This window comes from Demequina lignilytica (genome assembly GCF_030418375.1).
Lineage (GTDB): Bacteria > Actinomycetota > Actinomycetes > Actinomycetales > Demequinaceae > Demequina > Demequina lignilytica.
In genome coordinates, this window is the sequence record NZ_JAUHPZ010000010.1 from 19,301 (window position 1) to 35,640 (window position 16,340).

A 16,340-nucleotide genomic window follows, 5' to 3' on the forward strand; every position below is an offset into this window, starting at 1 on the left:
GCGTGACGCGCACCCGCCTGGCCGCGAGCCTCGGGATCGGCGTGCTCGCCGTCGCGGGGTGCGCTCCGCTGACGCCGCCGCCGTACACGACGCCGGTGCCCGTCGAGGTCTCCGCCGCCCCCGCCGTCGGCGACGGCTTCACCGGGGCCGAGCTGGTCGCGCTCCGGGTCTGGACCACCACCTGCGACGCGTTCCTCAACGGCAGCGCCTGGATGCTCGACGAGTCCCACGCGGTCACCAACCGCCACGTGGTCGAGGACGGCGCCGAGATCGAGCTCACCGACTACCAGGGCAACGAGTACCACGGCGTCGCCGCGGAGATGTCGCTCACCGACGACCTCGCCCTGGTCACGATCGAGGGCTCCTTCCCCCGGGCCGCCACCGTCGGCACGGAGGAACCCGCCCCCGGCGACACCCTCAGCGTGTCGGGCTTCGCGCTCGGCGGACCCCTCGCCACCGTCACCGGGCGCTACCAGGGGCTGATCGAGAACCACCTCGACCCCGACGGCGCCGCCATCTACTCGATCGCCGTCGAGGTGCGCGAGGGCAACTCCGGGTCTCCCGTGACGGACGAGGCCGGCGCCGTGGTCGGCGTCATCTTCTCCTCGGACGGTGCGACGATGGGCGGCGCCGTCAGCCTGGACCGGCTGATGGCCTTCCTCGACGGCGACACCGACCGCGCGGACGCGATGACCACCTGCGGCTGACGGGGCCCGCGGCGTCGTCAGGCGGTGGCGAGACGCAGCTCGAGGCTGTCGACCCGCTGCGCGACCACGGGCGACTGCGCGAGCTGGTGCTGAACCCGCCTCACGACGGAGTCCACCTCGGGCTGCGTGAGCCCGGGCACCAGCCTGAGCACCACGGCGACCTCCGCCGACCGCCCGGCGACGGCCTCGACGGCCACCAACGCATCGTCCACGGGCACCGCCTCGGCGACCGCATCCCTGACGTCGTCGGCCACCATGCCGTCACGCACCGCCGGCCGCCATGGCTCGCCCTGCCCGAGCGCCCACACCGCGGGACGCGGGATGAGGACCGTCTCCATCCCGGGGTTGACCACCAGGGTCGACCACTCCTCGTTGATGGCCGCCAGGGCGGCGCGCGGCCCCTCCGCAGGGATCGGGCGGGCGCGCTCGCTCCACGCCTTCATCGCGTCGACGTCGGTGAACACGGGCAGCGCGGTGCGTCCGTCCGCCATCTCGACCGCGACCACGCCGGTCGAGGCGACCGCGTCCTGCTTGAGCCCGTGCGCCCCGACGATCCGCTTCTCACCGCTCGCCATCACCGGGATCAGCACCCGGGCGTACGCGAGCGCATCGACCACGTCCGTGAGCGGCGCCTTGCCACGCGAGTGGCGGATGAGGGCCTGGGCGAGGCGGGCGTCCGCGCTGCCGTCGTCATCGGCGAAGATCGACTCGGGGATCTCCTTGCGCGGCTCGGACTCGCTCATGCCCCCCAGACTAGGGGCACGCGGCGACGACGCCGCGGAGCGACCGTCAGAGTCCGGCGAGGTCCTCGAGCTCCGCGACCATGTCGCGGGACCCTCCGAACAGGCCGTCGTAGCCGTCGATCGTCACGAACCTGCACCCGTACGACTCGATCACCAGCCGCGTGGCGGAGGCGCCGTCGGCCAGCACCAGCAGGTACCGGGGACCGGCCTCGAGGGTGCATCCCTGGGACGTGTCCGCCGGCCCGATCCCGTCGAGCAGCGCGCCGAGCCGATCGAGGTCCTCGATCTCGGCCGGACCGCTGCTCACCGGGCTGCCGTCGCCGATCGGGTACACGCAGATCCACGCCGCGTCGAACCTCCCCAGCTCAGCAGCCGCCGCCGCAGCCTCGAACGCCCCTCCCGGGCTCTCCAGCGCCTCGTCGCATGCGGGCTCGAGCGCGACGGCGGAGTCGACCACGGTCGGCGCAGGGCCGGAGGCGCCCGGGCCCGTCGACGCGTCGTCGGAGGTCCCGCCTCCGGTGCAGCCCGCCAGCAGCAGCGGGAGGCCGGCCCACGCGACAGCGGCGGTACGCACCAGGGGTCGCCCGCTCAGCGCCGCACGCCGCATCGTCGCGCGCCTCATCGTCCCCCGCCGATCCCGCTGAGGTCGCGCACCACCGAGGCCGCGTCGACCCCGTCCGCCATGAGCACCCCCGCGGGGAGGTCCGGGTCGCTCGGCGAGCCCGGTGGGGACTCCCGGGGGTCCTCGGTCAGCCGGATCTCGCGGCACCCGTACTCGTCGATGGTCATCGCGACCTGCCGATCGCCGGTGACCGCGACCAGCAGCAGCCGCGGACCGAGGTCGTCCGTGCAGGCGCGGTCGGCCGGCGGCACGTCGACCGTCGCGAGCAGGTCGCCCAGCTCGACCAGCGCATCGTCCGGCACCTCCGCGAGGGCCGCGTCGGTCCGGCGCCACTCGTACAGGGCGCCGCCGTCCGGGTCCGGGTCGCCCGTGTCCTCAGCGACGTACTCGCACACCCAGGCGGCCTCCGGGACGCCCAGCTCGGGCACGGACGTCGCCGCGTCCTGCGTGCCGAAGCCGTGGTGCGGCGGATCCGCCTGCACCAGCACGTCGGGACACCCCGTGGAGGGCTCCACCGCGCTCGCCGTCGACGGCCCGGCGCCACCCCCGCTCGCGCACCCCGCGAGCAGCATGGCCGCCGCCGCGATCGCCAGCGCTCCCCGCATCGTCGCCCCCTCTCGAGAGGTTCAACGTACCGGGGAACTCGGAACGTTGGGGCTAGGGGCGACCCGCGATGTCGAGCGCCTGCGGCAGGGTGAAGTTGCCGTTGTAGAGCGCCTTGCCGACGATCGCGCCCTCGATCCCGACCGGCGTGAGGGTGCGCAGCGCCGCGATGTCGTCGAGCGAGCTGATGCCGCCCGAGGCGACCACGGGAGCCTGGGTGGCCTCGCACACCTGGGTGAGGAGCTCCAGGTTCGGACCGGAGAGCATGCCGTCCTTCTTGACGTCGGTGACCACGTAGCGCGAGCAGCCGGCCCCGTCGAGGCGGGCGAGCACCTCCCACAGGTCGCCGCCGTCGCGGGTCCAGCCGCGACCCGCGAGCGTGGTGCCGCGCACGTCGAGGCCCACCGCGATCCGGTCGCCGTGGGTGTCGATCACGCGGGCGGTCCACTCGGGGTTCTCGAGGGCGGCCGTGCCGAGATTGACGCGAGCGCAGCCGGTGGCGAGGGCGCGCTCGAGCGACTCGTCGTCGCGGATGCCGCCCGACATCTCGACCTTGACGTCGACCGCCTTCACCACGTCTGCCAGGAGGGAGGCGTTGGAGCCGCGCCCGAAGGCGGCGTCGAGGTCCACCAGGTGGATCCACTCCGCTCCACCCTTCACCCAGTCGAGGGCGGCCGACAACGGGTCGCCGTAGCCGGTCTCGGATCCCGCCTCGCCCTGCGTGAGGCGGACGGCCTGGCCGTCGGCGACGTCGACGGCGGGGAGCAGCTCGAGGCGGGGGGTGTCGGTCATGGTCTCGCTTTCGGGTGGGGCAGGCACGGTGAGGCGTCGCGGCGCTGGCGACGATGCGGGCTCCAGGGTATCGCTGTCATGCCCCGCGCCGTGCGCCGGGGTCAGAGCGACTCGACCCAGTTGCGGAGCAGCTGGAGCCCCGCCTCGCCCGACTTCTCCGGGTGGAACTGGGTGGCCGCGAGCGGGCCGTTCTCGACGGCGGCGACGAACCGGTCGGAGTCGTCCCCCGCGCCCGCGGTCGACCAGGTCACCAGCGGCGCGGCGAAGCGGCCCGTGTCCTCGGTGGTGCCGAGCGGGAACTCGCGGGCCCCGTAGGAGTGCACGAAGTAGAAGCGCTCGTCCTCGACCCCCGCGAACAGCCGGGTGCCCTCCGGCGCCTCGACGTGGGCCCAGCCCATGTTCGGCACGACGGAGGTCTGCAGGAGCTCGACGGTGCCGGGCCACTGGTCCAGGCCGGCGGACTCGACGCCGTGCTCGACGCCGCGCTCGAACATCACCTGCATGCCGACGCAGATCCCCAGCACGGGTCGCCCGCCCGAGAGCCGCCGGCCCACGATCTGATCGCCGCGGGCCTCCTGGAGCCCCTGCATCACGGCCGCGAAGGCACCGACGCCGGGCACCACCAGGCCGTCCGCGTTCTCCGCGATCACGCGGTCGGAGGTGAGCTCGACGCGTGCACCCACGTGCTCGAGCGCGCGGGTGGCGGAGCGGACGTTGCCGAAGCCGTAATCGAAGACGCAGACCAGCGGCGAGCTCATCATCCCTGCTCCTTGCGCAGCCGGCGGGTCTCCTTGAGCAGCTCGCGGTACGCGGCGAAGCGGCTCATCGTGGCCTCGTGGACCTTGTCGGGGTGCGTCGCCGCGATCTCGTCGAAGCTCTGCGCGCCCGTCACCAGCGTGGTGAGCACGCCGGGGGCGTCGTTGAGCGCGAGGCCCGCGGGAACGTCCTTCGCGACCTGGCCGCCCAGCCAGATCTGCGCGGTCGCCTGACCGCCGCGGTTGACCACCAGCATGAACTCGGCGCGCGCGACGAAGGCCGAGACCGTCTTCGCGGCCTTCGCGACGGCCTCCTCGTCCGTGTCCGTCAGCACCGCCACCGGGCCGCCGCTGGTCGACAGGATCCGCGCGTCGACCTTGTTGAGAGCGCACAGCGCCGTGAGGAAGCGCGGGCTGGGGATCGGCGAGAGGATCGCCGCGAAGTCCCGGGTGCCGGGCTCCTGCGGGGCTGACGCCTGCTCCGCTCCCTCCGTCACAGCGCTCCCTTGGTGGACGGGATGCCCTCGACCCGCGCATCGTCCGCCACCGCGAACCGCAGCGCGCGCGCGAGCGCCTTGAACTGGGCCTCCACGATGTGGTGGGGGTCCCGACCCGCGAGCACGCGCATGTGCACGCAGATGCCCGCGTGGTGCGCGATCGACTCGAGCGCGTGGCCCGTGAGGGAGCCCGCGAAGTTGCCGCCGATGAGGTGGGTGGCCTGACCCACCGGCTCGCCGGTGTGCACGAAGTAGGGACGTCCGGAGACGTCAACCACGCACTGCGCGAGGGCCTCGTCGAGCGGCACCAGGGCGTCGCCGAACCGCGAGATGCCGGCCTTGTCGCCCAGCGCCTGCTTGAGCGCCTCGCCGATGCAGATCGCGACGTCCTCCACCGTGTGGTGGCTGTCGATGTGGATGTCCCCCGTGGCCTGGACCGTGAGGTTCATCAGCGAGTGCTTGCCCAGCGCGGTCAGCATGTGGTCGTAGAACGGGACCCCGGTCGAGATGTCGGTGCGGCCCGTGCCGTCGAGGTCGAGCTCGACCAGGACGGAGGACTCGGACGTGGTGCGCTCGATGCGACCGGTGCGGCTCATGACGTGACCTCCAGCAGCGCGCTGCGGAACAGCGCCATCTCCTGCGGCGTGCCGATCGACACCCGCAGCCAACCCTCGGGGCCCGTGACGCGGATCAGCACCCCGCGCTCCAGCAGGCCCTGGAACACCCTCTCACGGTCCTCGAACGGTCCGAAGAGGGCGAAGTTCGCGTCCGTGTCGGCGACCGTCCACCCCTGGGCACGGAGCCACTCGACGGTGTCGTCGCGCTCCGCCCGGATCTCGTCGACCTGCGCCTGCAGGGCGCGGTGGTGGGCCAGCGCCGCACGCGCCGTCGCCTGCGTGACGGCGCTCAGGTGGTACGGCAGGCGGACCACCTTGAGGACGTCGATGAAGGTCTCGTGGGCGATGAGATAGCCGAGGCGCGCGCCCGCGAACGCGAACGCCTTCGACATGGTCCGGCTCACCGCGAGGTTCGGGTGCTGCGGCACCAGGCTCGCCGCGCTCGGGGTGCCCCAGCGGCGGAACTCCGCGTACGCCTCGTCGACCACCACCACGCAGCCCCCGGGGACCTCGTCGGCGGCGCGCATCAGGGCGCGGACCTCGTCCAGGCTGAGCGCGGTGCCGGTCGGGTTGTTCGGGCTCGCGACGATCACCATCACGGGGTGCTTCTCCCGGATCGCGGCGACCGCGGCGTCGACGTCGAGCGTGAAGTCCTCCTTGCGCGGCACCGTCACGTACTCCGTGAACGTGTCGCGCGCGTACTCGGGGTACATCGAGTATGTCGGCGCGAAGCTCAGCACCGTCCGCCCCGGGCCGCCGAAGGCCTGGTGCAGGTGGAGCATGACCTCGTTGGAGCCGTTCGCCGCCCAGATGTTCCGGGGCTCGACGAAGTCGACGTGGCTCTCCTGCGCGATGTACGCCGCGAGGTCCTGGCGGAGCCCCGCGAAGTCGCGGTCCGGGTAGCGGTTGAGGCCCTGCGCCGCCTTCCGCACCGACTGCGCGATCGCGTCGACCACCGCGTTCGGCGGGGCGTACGGGTTCTCGTTCACGTTGAGGCGCGCCCGCACGTCGAGCTGGGGGGCGCCGTAGGGCTTGAGGCCCTGCAGGTCCGGACGGATCGGCAGTGTCATGGGAGAAGTCTAGTGAGCGCGAACACGGCGTGATGCCGCCCGGGTCCCGCCCTCCCGACGGCACCTGGTGCCGTCCGTGGGCGCCCGGGCGGCCGGCGCATCGTCCCGTCCGGCGTCAGACCTGGCCCGTGAACGTCAGCACCAGGAGCGCCAGGTTCAGGGCGACGATCGACGCGACCACCGTCCACGCGATCACCTTGGTCGTCGTGGAGTTCGCATGCTCCCCCATCACCGCCTTGTCGGAGGTGAGGCGGACCAGGGGGATCACCGCGAACGGGATGCCGACAGACAGCACCACCTGCGAGATCACGAGCGCCCAGGTGGGGTTCGCGCCGACGCCGAGGATCACCAGCGCGGGGATCAGCGTGATCGAGCGGCGGATCCACACGGGGATGCGGCGGTGGAGCAGGCCGCCCATGATCGCGGCGCCCGCGTAGCAGCCCACCGAGGTCGACGCAAGTCCCGACGCGAGCAGCCCCACCGCGAAGGCCCCCGCGATGATCGGGCCGAGCGCCGTGCCGATCGCGTCGTACGCGCCCTCGATCGAGTCCGTGCCGGCGACGCCTCGCAGGCTGCCGGCGGCGAGCAGCAGCATCGCGATGTTGACCGAGCCCGCGATCACGAGGGACACGGCGACGTCCCACTTGGTGGCGTGGAGCAGGTGGCGCAGGCGGGGCTTGTCGTGGCCGACGCCGTGACGGTCGCGCGCGAGGGAGCTGTGGAGGTAGATGACGTGCGGCATGACCGTCGCACCGAGCATCGACGCCGCGAGCAGCACCGTCGACGGGCCGTCGAAGCGCGGGATCAGACCCTCGGCGGCGCCGCCCCAGTCGGTGTCCGACACGACCAGGCCCGCCATGAAGCCGATCGCGATGATCGCGAGGAGGCCCATGATGACGAATTCGAAGTGCCGCTGTCCGCGCCGGTTCTGGATCATCAGCAGCGCGAGCGACACGACGCCGACGATCAGGCCCCCGAGCACCAGCGGGATGTCGAACAGGAGGTAGAGGGCGAGCGCTCCGCCGATCACCTCGGCGAGGTCCGTCATGGCCGCCACCACCTCGGCCTGCGCCCAGTAGGCGAGGCGGCCTCGCGTGCGGAGGCGGCCACGCAGCAGCTCCGGCATCGAGCGCCCGGTCACGAGCCCGAGCTTGGCCGACGTGTACTGGATGAGCACCGCCATGAGGTTCGACGCGACGAGCACCCACACCAGCAGGTAGCCGTGCTCGGCGCCCGCGGTGAGGTTCGCCGCGACGTTGCCGGGGTCGACGTAGGCGACGGCGGCGACGAAGGCCGGGCCGAGCAGCGTGACGATGCGGCGGACCGGTCCGCGGTTGCGCTCCGCGCGCTCGCGGTTGCGCTCGACCAGCGTCTGCGTCACGTGGGCTCCCTCCGCCGTCGACGGGGCGTCGGGCAGCCGCGTCGCGTGGAAGTTAGGCTAGCCGAACTTCCACCGGTGTCCAGCCCATGGCGCCCCGCGTCGCACCGATCCGCGGCATCGGCGGCGCCGATGCCGGCGGCCCGGGGGACGGCCGCGCCGCCGTGTCGGACGGGCCGCGTAGGGTCGTCGCATGCCGACCCCGCAGCGCTCCGACGTCGATCTCCGCGAGGCCGCCGAGGGCGCCCTGCGCCGCCTGGTCGGGAGGGACGATGCGCGGCTGCGGGACGACCAGTGGACGGCGATCGAGGCGCTCGTGTCCCGTCAGGCGCGAGCGCTGGTGGTGCAGCGCACGGGGTGGGGCAAGTCGGCGGTGTACTTCGTCGCCACGCGCCTGCTGCGCGACGCGGGCGCGGGACCGACCGTGATCGTGTCCCCCCTGCTCGCACTCATGCGCGACCAGATCGCCGCCGCGGCGCGCGCGGGGATCCGCGCCGTGACCGTCAACTCGTCCAACGTCACCGAGTGGGATCAGGTCCACGCCGCGATCGCCGCGGGCGAGGTCGACGTGCTGCTGTGCTCGCCCGAGCGGCTCAACAATCCGCAGTTCCGCGACCAGGTGCTGCCACGGCTGGCAGCGGACGCGGGGCTCGTCGTGATCGACGAGGCGCACTGCATCTCCGACTGGGGCCACGACTTCCGGCCGGACTACCGCCGCATCCGCACGCTGCTCGCGGACCTGCCGACCGGCATCCCCGTGCTCGCCACCACCGCGACCGCGAACGCGCGCGTGACGGAGGACGTGGCCGAGCAGCTGGGCGTCGCCGGCGACCGGCGGAGCGCGGAGGTGCTCGTGCTGCGGGGCGCCCTCGACCGGGAGTCCCTCCACCTCGCGGTGCTCGACCTGCCCGACCCCGCCGCGCGCGTCGCCTGGCTGGCGCAGTCGCTCGGCGAGATGGACGGATCCGGGATCGTGTACTGCCTCACCGTCTCGGCGGCCGAGGAGGTCGCGTCCCAGCTGCGGGCCGCCGGGCTCGAGGTGGGCGCCTACACGGGACGGACCGACCCCGCCGAGCGCGAGCGGCTCGAGCAGGACCTCAAGGACAACCGGGTCAAGGCGCTCGTGGCGACCTCCGCGCTCGGGATGGGCTTCGACAAGCCCGACCTGGCGTTCGTGGTGCACCTCGGGGCGCCGTCGTCGCCGATCGCGTACTACCAGCAGGTCGGGCGTGCGGGCCGCGGGGTGTCGCGTGCGGTGGTGGCGCTGCTGCCGGGCCGCGAGGACCGCGCGATCTGGGAATGGTTCGGGAGCCAGGCGTTCCCGCCGGAGGACACCGTGCGGGCAACCCTCGCCGCGCTGTCCCCCGAGCGGCCGACGACCGTGCCGGCTCTCGAGGCGGTCGTGGACCTCTCCCGCTCCCGGCTCGAGGCGATGCTCAAGGTGCTCGACGTCGACGGCGCGGTGCGCCGCGTCCAGGGCGGCTGGCTCGCGACGGACAGGCCCTGGGAGTACGACGCGGATCGGTACGCGCGGGTCGCGGCGACGCGGGCCGCCGAGCAGCGGACGATGCTCGAGTACCAGTCCGCGACCACCTGCCGGATGGCGTTCCTGCGACGGGTCCTCGACGACCCGGAGCTGGCGGACGGGTGGACGTGCGGCCGGTGCGACGCCTGCGGCGGCGTGGCGCTTCCGGCGGCACCCACCGCGGAGGCGGTCTCGTCGGCGCAGGCCGGGCTCGACCGCGTCGGCATCGAGGTGGTGCCGCGGCGCCAGTGGCCGAGCGGCGTGGACACGCTCGGAGTCCCGCTCAAGGGGCGGATCTCCGGCGGCGAGATGGCCGAGACGGGACGCGCGATCGCACGCCTCGACGGGCTCGGGTGGTCGGGGTCGCTACGCGACCTGTTCGGGGAGCGGGACGAGGCCGGAGCGCCGGTCGATGCCGAGCTCCCGGTGCCGCTGCGCCACGCGGCCGTGCGGGTGCTCGACGACTGGGAGGACCTGTGGACCGTCGCCGGGGGCGCGCACCAGGCGACCGTCGCCGGCGTCGTCGGGGTCGCCTCCGCCACCCGACCCACGATGGCCGCGCACCTCGCCACCGGTCTCGCGCGCTACCTCGGCGTGCCCGTGCTCGGGACGGTCGCGCCCGTGCCGGGCCGCGACGAGCCGAGCCGGCATGACGTGAACTCGGCCCAGCGGCTCGCGGCCGTCGCGCGACGCCTCGGGCTGGTCCCCGCCCGCGACGCGACCACCGGCGAGGCCGCGTCGCTCGACGGCGCGCGGGTGCTGCTCGTGGACGACCAGATCGACTCCGGCTGGACCGTCACCGTCGCCGCACGGCTGCTGCGGCGCGCCGGCGCCGAGGCGGTGCTGCCCTTCGTGCTCGGGGTGCGGTGACGCGTCCCGATCCCGTTCCGCCCGTGGCGAACCCCGATCCCGCAGCTGCCGTCCGCCCGTTGTGATGGACGCATGAACCTCCTCATCCTCGGCGGCACCGCCGTCCTCGGCCGCGCGGTCGCGACGCACGCCCTCGCACGCGGGTACGCCGTCACCTGCGCGGCCCGCGGCAGCGCCCCGGCGCCCGCGGGCTGCACGTTCGTGCCTGTCGACCGCGACGATGTCGACGGCCTCGCGCCCGTGGCCGACCGCCGGTGGGACGCGGTCGTCGACCTGTCACGCGATCCGCGCCACGTGGCGCGCGCGGTGAACGACCTCGACCCGGCCCATTGGGTGCTCGTGTCGACGGCCAACGTGTACGCACGCTTCGACAGCCCCGAGCAGGCGGAGGCGTCCCCCACTCTCGCCCCTCTCGAGCACCTCGACGACGCCGCGGACTACGGGCGCGCGAAGGTCACCTGCGAGGCATCCGTGCGCGGGGCCCGCGCGTCGTCCACGGTCATCCGCTCCGGCCTCATCGGCGGGCCCGGGGACACGACCGGCCGCAGCGGCTACTACCCGTGGCGGTTCGCCCACCCGACGGGCGCCGACGTCGTCGTCCCCGACGCGCCCGACATGCCCGTCGCCATGATCGACGTCGACGACCTCGCGACCTGGATCGTCGACGTGGCGCAGCGACGCCTGCACGGCGTCTACAACGCGACCGGCACCACCACGACGCTGCGCGAGGCGCTGAGGATCTCGGCCGAGGCGGCGCGCAGCGCCGCGACACCCCTGTGGGTGGATCCGCTCACGCTCGCCGAGGCGGGCGTGGCCCCCTGGATGGGAGAGGCATCGCTGCCGCTGTGGATCGACGACCCGACGTGGCGGTGGTTCGCCACCCTCAACACGACCGCGGCGCGTGCTGCGGGGCTCGCGACGCGGCCGCTCTCCGCGACCATCGCGCGTGCGCTGGCGTACGAGCGGTCGCGCGCGGTGCTGCACGGCCGGTCCCCCGACCGCGCGGGGCTGTCCGACGACGACGAGCGACGCGTGCGAGCGCTCGCCCTCGGTGGGGCTCGCGGTCGCTAGCTCTCCTCGAGGCGCGCCCGGATGGCCTCGCCGTGCGCCGGGAGGTCCTCCGCATCCGCGAGCGCCACCACCTTGTCCCCCACCGCGCCCAGCGCGTACGCGCCGTAGTCGATGTAGGAGACGGCCTTGAGGAAGCTCGTGACGTTGAGGCCGGAGGCGAACCGCGCGGTGCCGCCCGTCGGCAGCACGTGGTTGGAGCCCGCGAGGTAGTCCCCGAGCGGCACCGGCGAGAACGCGCCGATGAAGATCGCACCCGCGTTGCGGATCCGGCCCGCGACCTCGTGCGCGTCCTCCGTCTGGATCTCGAGGTGCTCCGCCCCGTAGGCGTCGGCGACGGCGACCGACTGGTCCACGTCGTCCGTGAGGATGATCGCGCTCTGCCTCCCGCCGAGCGCCGTGTGCGCGCGCTCGGAGTGCTTGGTCGCGGAAGCGAGCGCCGCCAGCTCCACGTCCACCTTGTCCGCGAGCTCCTCCGAGTCGGTGATGAGCACCGAGCCTGCCATCGGGTCGTGCTCGGCCTGGCTCAGCAGGTCCGCGGCCACGAAGCGCGCATCCGCCTGCGCGTCCGCGATCACGGCGATCTCGGTGGGCCCCGCCTCGGAGTCGATGCCGACCAGCCCGGTGACGGCACGCTTGGCCGCCGCGACGTAGACGTTGCCCGGGCCCGTGATGACGTCCACGGGGTCGCACAGCCCGTCCGCCCCGAGCGCGAGCATCGCGACCGCCTGAGCGCCGCCCACCGCGTAGACCTCGTCGACCCCCAGCAGCGCGCACGCGGCGAGGATGGTCGGGTGCGGGAGGCCGCCGAACTCCTTCTGCGGGGGGCTCGCCACAGCGATCGACGGCACACCGGCGGCCTGCGCGGTCACCACGTTCATGACGACGGAGCTCGGGTACACCGCGAGCCCGCCGGGGACGTAGAGCCCCACGCGCCCCACGGGCACCCAGCGCTGGGAGACGGTGGCCCCCGGCGCGAGCTCGACGCTCACCGGCGGCGGCACGGTCGCCACGTGGAAGGTGCGGACGCGGTGGATCGCCTCCTCGAGGCCGGCGCGCACCGCATCGTCCAGCGTCTCGAGCGCGGCCTCGATCCGGCCGACCGGGACGCGCAGGTGCTCCGGGGTGACGCCGTCGAAGCGGGCGCCGAGCTCACGCAGGGCGTCGGCGCCGCGGGTGCGCACGTCCTCGATGATCGGCTCGACCACCGCGAGGGCGTCGCCCACGTTCACGTCGGCACGCGGGACGATGGACAGCAGCTCGCGGGCGGTCAGGTCCTGGCCACGCAGATCGATCCGGTTCAGCACGCGACCACTCTAGTGCGCGGGCGCGTCCGACCCCCGCACGGGAGATGGCATCCTGGAGCCATGGAATGCGTCGAGTGGGAGGAGCGCGCCCGCGCGGGCGAGCCCGCGACGCCGGCGCGGTCGAGGCGCTCCCGCGCGGTCCTGCTGGTCGTGATGGGATTCGTCGGCGTGGTCGCTCTGGCGGTGGTCACGGCGCTGTGATGCTCAGCGCGCCGTCCTCCTCACACGCCGGCGAGGCAGCTCGGTCCGAGCGCGGCCTTGAGGTCTCCGTAGAGGGCCGAGGAGCGTGACACCCGGAACTCGTCACCGAGCCGCATCGTGAGCGGCCGGTCCGGGCCCGTCAGGACCATCCGCACCTCGATGGTGCCCGGGTGCGCCCGGAGGATCCCCTTGACCTGCTCGACGAGCGGCGGGGTGACCCGCGCCGCCGGCACCGTGATCGCCACGGGCGACGTGTCCTGCTGGTTGAGGTTGGGGATCCGCACGTCGACGGCCGAGAACTGCAGCCCGCCGTCGCCACGCTCGCGACAGCGCACCTTCATGGCGAGCACCGAGTCCTCCGCCAGGTCCCGCGCGAAGGTCTCGTAGGTCTTGGCGAAGAACGAGACCTCGGTCTCGCCCGTCATGTCCTCGAGGGTGACGATCGCGTACGGGTTGCCCGACTTCGCGATGCGCCGGTCGACCCGCGTCACCAGGCCGGCGAGCACGATCTGCGAGCCCTCCTGCACCCCGTTGGTGGGCGTGGCGTTGAGGATCTGGTGCGAGGCCTCCGACCGGATGATGTGGTCGAGCCCCGACAGCGGGTGATCCGAGACGTACAGGCCGAGCATGTCCCGCTCGAGGTTGAGCTTGGTCTTCTTGTCCCACTCCTCGAGCGTGGGCACCTCGACCGTCACCCCGCCACCGATGTCCTCGGCGTCGGCGAACAGGTCGAACTGCCCCGTCGCCTCCTGGCGCTTGACCCCGATCACCGAGTCGATCGCCTGCTCATGCACCGCATTGAGCGCGCGGCGCGAGTAGCCCAGCGAGTCGAAGCCGCCCGCCTTGATGAGCGAGTCGATGGTGCGCTTGTTGCACACCGTCGCCGGCACCTTGTCGAGGAAGTCCGCGAAGGACGTGAACGCGCCCTTCTCCTGCCGCGTCCTGACGATCTCGGCGACCACGTTCGAGCCGACGTTGCGCACGGCCGTGAGACCGAAGCGGATGTCGGTGCCCACCGCCGAGAACGTGGCCTTCGACTCGTTCACGTCCGGCGGCAGCACGGTGATGCCCATCCGTCGGCACTCCGCGAGGTACAGGGCCGACTTGTCCTTGTCGGTGCCCACCGAGGTGAGCAGCGCCGCCATGAACTCCGTCGGGTAGTGCGCCTTCAGGTAGGCGGTCCAGAAGGACAGCACCCCGTACGCCGCGGTGTGGGCCTTGTTGAACGCGTAGTCGGCGAACGGCAGCAGCGTGTCCCACAGCGCCTTGATGGCCGCGTCCGAGTAGCCGTTCGCCTTCATGCCGGCGCTGAAGGGCTCGAACTCCTTGTCGAGGATCTCCTTCTTCTTCTTTCCCATCGCGCGGCGGAGCAGGTCCGCGGCGCCCAGGGTGTAGCCGGCGACGATCTGCGCGATGCGCTGCACCTGCTCCTGGTACACGATGAGGCCGTAGGTGATGCCCAGCACCTCGCGCAGCGGCTCGTCCAGCTCCGGGTGGATGGGCGCGATCGCCTGCCGCCCGTTCTTGCGCTCCGCGTAGTTGGTGTGCGAGTTCATGCCCATCGGGCCCGGGCGGTACAGCGCGAGCACCGCGGAGATGTCCTCGAAGGTGTCGGGCTTCATCTGCCGCAGCAGCTGGCGCATCGCCGTGCCGTCGAGCTGGAAGACGCCGAGCGTGTCGCCGCGGCCCAGCAGCTCGAACGCGCCCTCGTCGGCGAGCGGCAGGTCCTCGAGGACCAGCGGCTCCTTGCCGTTGTCGACGATGTTCTCGAGGGCGTCGTCGAGGATCGTCAGGTTCCTCAGGCCCAGGAAGTCCATCTTGACCAGGCCGAGCGTCTCGCAGGTCGGGTAGTCGAACTGGGTGATGACGGCGCCGTCCTGCTCGCGGCGCATGATCGGGATGATGTCGATCAGCGGGTCCGAGGACATGATCACGCCCGCCGCGTGCACGCCCCACTGGCGCTTGAGGCCCTCGAGGCCCTGCGCGAGCTCGAACACCTGCTGCGCGTCGGGGTCCGCCTCGAGCACCGCGCGGAAGTCCTGGCCCTCGTGGTGGCGCGGGTGGGTCGCGTCGTGGACGCCGACCAGGGGCATGTCCTTGCCCATGATCGCCTCGGGGTACGCCTTGGTGAGCTGCTCCCCGAGCGAGAACGGCTTGCCCAGCACGCGCGTCGAGTCCTTGAGCGCCTGCTTGGCCTTGATGGTGCCGTACGTGACGATCATGGACACGCGGTCCTGGCCGTACTTGTCCGTGACGTACTGGATCACCTCGCCGCGCCTGCGCTCGTCGAAGTCCACATCGAAGTCGGGCTTGGACTCGCGCTCGGGGTTGAGGAACCGCTCGAAGTAGAGCTGGTGCTCGATCGGGTCGATGTCCGTGATCTTCATCGCGTACGCGGCCATCGAGCCGGCACCGGAGCCGCGCCCCGGCCCGACGCGGATGCCGTTGTTCTTCGACCACTGGATGAAGTCCGCGACCACCAGGAAGTAGCCCGGGTAGCCCTTGCCCGCGATGACCTCGATCTCGTAGTTCGCGCGCTCCTGGACGTGGCCGGGGATCTCCTCGCCGAAGCGCTCGTGCAGGCCCTTCTGGACCTCCTTCACGAACCACGAGTGCTCGTCCTCGCCCGGAGGGCAGTCGAACACGGGCATGTAGTCGGCCCTGGTGTTGAACTCCACCTCGCACTGCTCGGCGATCGCGACCGTGTTGGTGAGGGCTTCCGGGTACTCGCCCCAGAGGTCCCACATCTCCTGGCTCGACTTCACGTAGTAGCCGTCGCCGGAGAACGCGAAGCGCTTGCCGCCGTTGTCGTAGGTCGGCTCGTTCAGTGTCGAGCCCGACTGGACGCAGAGCAGCGCCTCGTGCGCGTGGGAGTCCTCGCGCTTGGTGTAGTGCAGGTCGTTGGTCGCGACCAGGGGCGCGCCGATCGCCTTGGAGATCCGCAGCAGGTCCTCGAAGACCCGCTTCTCGATGTCGAGGCCGTGATCCATCAGCTCGACGTAGTAGGAGTCCTTGCCGAAGATGTCCTGGAACTCCGCCGCCGCCTTCAGGGCCTCCTCGTACTGGCCCAGCCGCAGGCGGGTCTGCACCTCGCCCGACGGGCAGCCCGTGGTCGCGATGATCCCCTTCGAGAAGCGCTGCAGCAGGTCGCGGTCCATGCGCGCCTTGTAGAAGTGGCCCTCGAGCGAGGCGTAGGACGCGAGCCGGAACAGGTTGTGCATGCCCGCGGTGTCCCGCGCCCACATGGTGGCGTGGGTGTACGCGCCGCCCGCGCTGACGTCGTCCGACTCCTGACCGCGGTCGCCCCAGCGCACGCGGCTGCGGTCGCCGCGCGCGGTGCCGGGCGTGAGGTACGCCTCGAGCCCGATGATCGGCTTGATGCCCGCGGCCTTGCCCTTGGTCCAGAACTCGTAGGCGCCGAACAGATACCCGTGGTCGGTCGTCGCCATCGCGGGCTGGCCCAGGCGCTCGGCCTCCTGGAACAGGTCGCCGATCTTCGCCGCGCCGTCCAGCATCGAGTACTCGGTGTGGACGTGGAGGTGGACGAAATCCTTGCCTGGCATGGCGACGATTCTAGGCGTCCCG

Annotated in this window: 15 protein-coding genes; 4 read left to right on the top strand and 11 right to left on the bottom strand. The window is 72.6% G+C overall.

Features of this window, described 5'->3' with window-relative positions; genetic code table 11:
• Positions 1-2 precede the first annotated feature (2 nt).
• Entirely contained in the window at positions 3-707 is a 705-nt protein-coding gene (locus tag QQX13_RS11770; protein ID WP_301118329.1) for a S1 family peptidase, read from the top strand.
• A gap of 17 nt (positions 708-724) precedes the next feature.
• Here the strand turns inward: QQX13_RS11770 and QQX13_RS11775 are convergent, their stop codons facing one another.
• The 9 genes from QQX13_RS11775 to QQX13_RS11815 form a co-directional block, all read right to left on the bottom strand.
• The gene (locus tag QQX13_RS11775) at positions 725-1,450 is read right to left on the bottom strand and encodes an SseB family protein (protein WP_301118330.1); all 726 of its coding nucleotides are present in this window, start codon (positions 1,448-1,450) and stop codon (positions 725-727) included.
• Between the two features lie 46 nt (positions 1,451-1,496).
• Positions 1,497-2,024, bottom strand: a complete 528-nt coding sequence (locus tag QQX13_RS11780; RefSeq protein WP_301118331.1) for a hypothetical protein — start codon at positions 2,022-2,024, stop codon at positions 1,497-1,499.
• Positions 2,025-2,068: 44 nt separating this feature from the next.
• Entirely contained in the window at positions 2,069-2,677 is a 609-nt protein-coding gene (locus QQX13_RS11785) for a hypothetical protein (RefSeq protein WP_301118332.1), read from the bottom strand.
• 52 nt (positions 2,678-2,729) lie between these two features.
• Positions 2,730-3,467 (bottom strand): bifunctional 1-(5-phosphoribosyl)-5-((5-phosphoribosylamino)methylideneamino)imidazole-4-carboxamide isomerase/phosphoribosylanthranilate isomerase PriA, encoded by a 738-nt coding sequence (gene priA / locus QQX13_RS11790; protein ID WP_301118333.1) that lies wholly within the window; start codon positions 3,465-3,467, stop codon positions 2,730-2,732.
• A gap of 101 nt (positions 3,468-3,568) precedes the next feature.
• Positions 3,569-4,228: an imidazole glycerol phosphate synthase subunit HisH gene (hisH, locus tag QQX13_RS11795; RefSeq protein WP_301118334.1), complete on the bottom strand. Its 660-nt coding sequence runs from the start codon at positions 4,226-4,228 to the stop codon at positions 3,569-3,571.
• Positions 4,225-4,719, bottom strand: coding sequence for a hypothetical protein (locus tag QQX13_RS11800; protein ID WP_301118335.1), 495 nt, complete (start codon positions 4,717-4,719; stop codon positions 4,225-4,227). Before QQX13_RS11800 ends, hisH begins: the two co-directional genes overlap by 4 nt.
• Positions 4,716-5,315 carry an imidazoleglycerol-phosphate dehydratase HisB gene (hisB, locus tag QQX13_RS11805; RefSeq protein WP_301118336.1) on the bottom strand — a complete coding sequence of 200 codons (600 nt, stop codon included), beginning with the start codon at positions 5,313-5,315 and terminating at the stop codon, positions 4,716-4,718. The genes QQX13_RS11800 and hisB overlap by 4 nt, the downstream gene beginning before the upstream one ends.
• Positions 5,312-6,406, bottom strand: a complete 1,095-nt coding sequence (locus QQX13_RS11810) for a histidinol-phosphate transaminase (RefSeq protein ID WP_301118337.1) — start codon at positions 6,404-6,406, stop codon at positions 5,312-5,314. The genes hisB and QQX13_RS11810 overlap by 4 nt, the downstream gene beginning before the upstream one ends.
• 115 nt (positions 6,407-6,521) lie before the next feature.
• On the bottom strand, positions 6,522-7,787 hold the full coding sequence (locus QQX13_RS11815; protein WP_301118338.1) for an Nramp family divalent metal transporter: 1,266 nt from the start codon (positions 7,785-7,787) through the stop codon (positions 6,522-6,524).
• A 190-nt stretch (positions 7,788-7,977) separates the two neighbouring features.
• Here QQX13_RS11815 and QQX13_RS11820 point away from each other — a divergent pair, with 190 nt between their 5' ends.
• Together QQX13_RS11820 and QQX13_RS11825 are read left to right on the top strand one after the other, a co-directional pair.
• Positions 7,978-10,179: a RecQ family ATP-dependent DNA helicase gene (locus tag QQX13_RS11820; RefSeq protein ID WP_301118339.1), complete on the top strand. Its 2,202-nt coding sequence runs from the start codon at positions 7,978-7,980 to the stop codon at positions 10,177-10,179.
• 72 nt (positions 10,180-10,251) lie between these two features.
• Positions 10,252-11,250: an NAD-dependent epimerase/dehydratase family protein gene (locus QQX13_RS11825; RefSeq protein WP_301118340.1), complete on the top strand. Its 999-nt coding sequence runs from the start codon at positions 10,252-10,254 to the stop codon at positions 11,248-11,250.
• On the opposite strand, the gene hisD is transcribed toward QQX13_RS11825, so the two are convergent.
• On the bottom strand, positions 11,247-12,554 hold the full coding sequence (gene hisD, locus QQX13_RS11830) for a histidinol dehydrogenase (protein ID WP_301118341.1): 1,308 nt from the start codon (positions 12,552-12,554) through the stop codon (positions 11,247-11,249). The two genes, QQX13_RS11825 and hisD, sit on opposite strands and share 4 nt — an antisense overlap.
• Before the next feature lie 60 nt (positions 12,555-12,614).
• Between hisD and QQX13_RS11835 the strand changes: the two genes are divergently transcribed.
• On the top strand, positions 12,615-12,755 hold the full coding sequence (locus tag QQX13_RS11835; RefSeq protein WP_301118342.1) for a hypothetical protein: 141 nt from the start codon (positions 12,615-12,617) through the stop codon (positions 12,753-12,755).
• A 20-nt stretch (positions 12,756-12,775) separates the two neighbouring features.
• On the opposite strand, the gene dnaE is transcribed toward QQX13_RS11835, so the two are convergent.
• The gene (gene dnaE / locus QQX13_RS11840; protein WP_301118343.1) at positions 12,776-16,318 is read right to left on the bottom strand and encodes a DNA polymerase III subunit alpha; all 3,543 of its coding nucleotides are present in this window, start codon (positions 16,316-16,318) and stop codon (positions 12,776-12,778) included.
• Positions 16,319-16,340 lie beyond the last annotated feature (22 nt).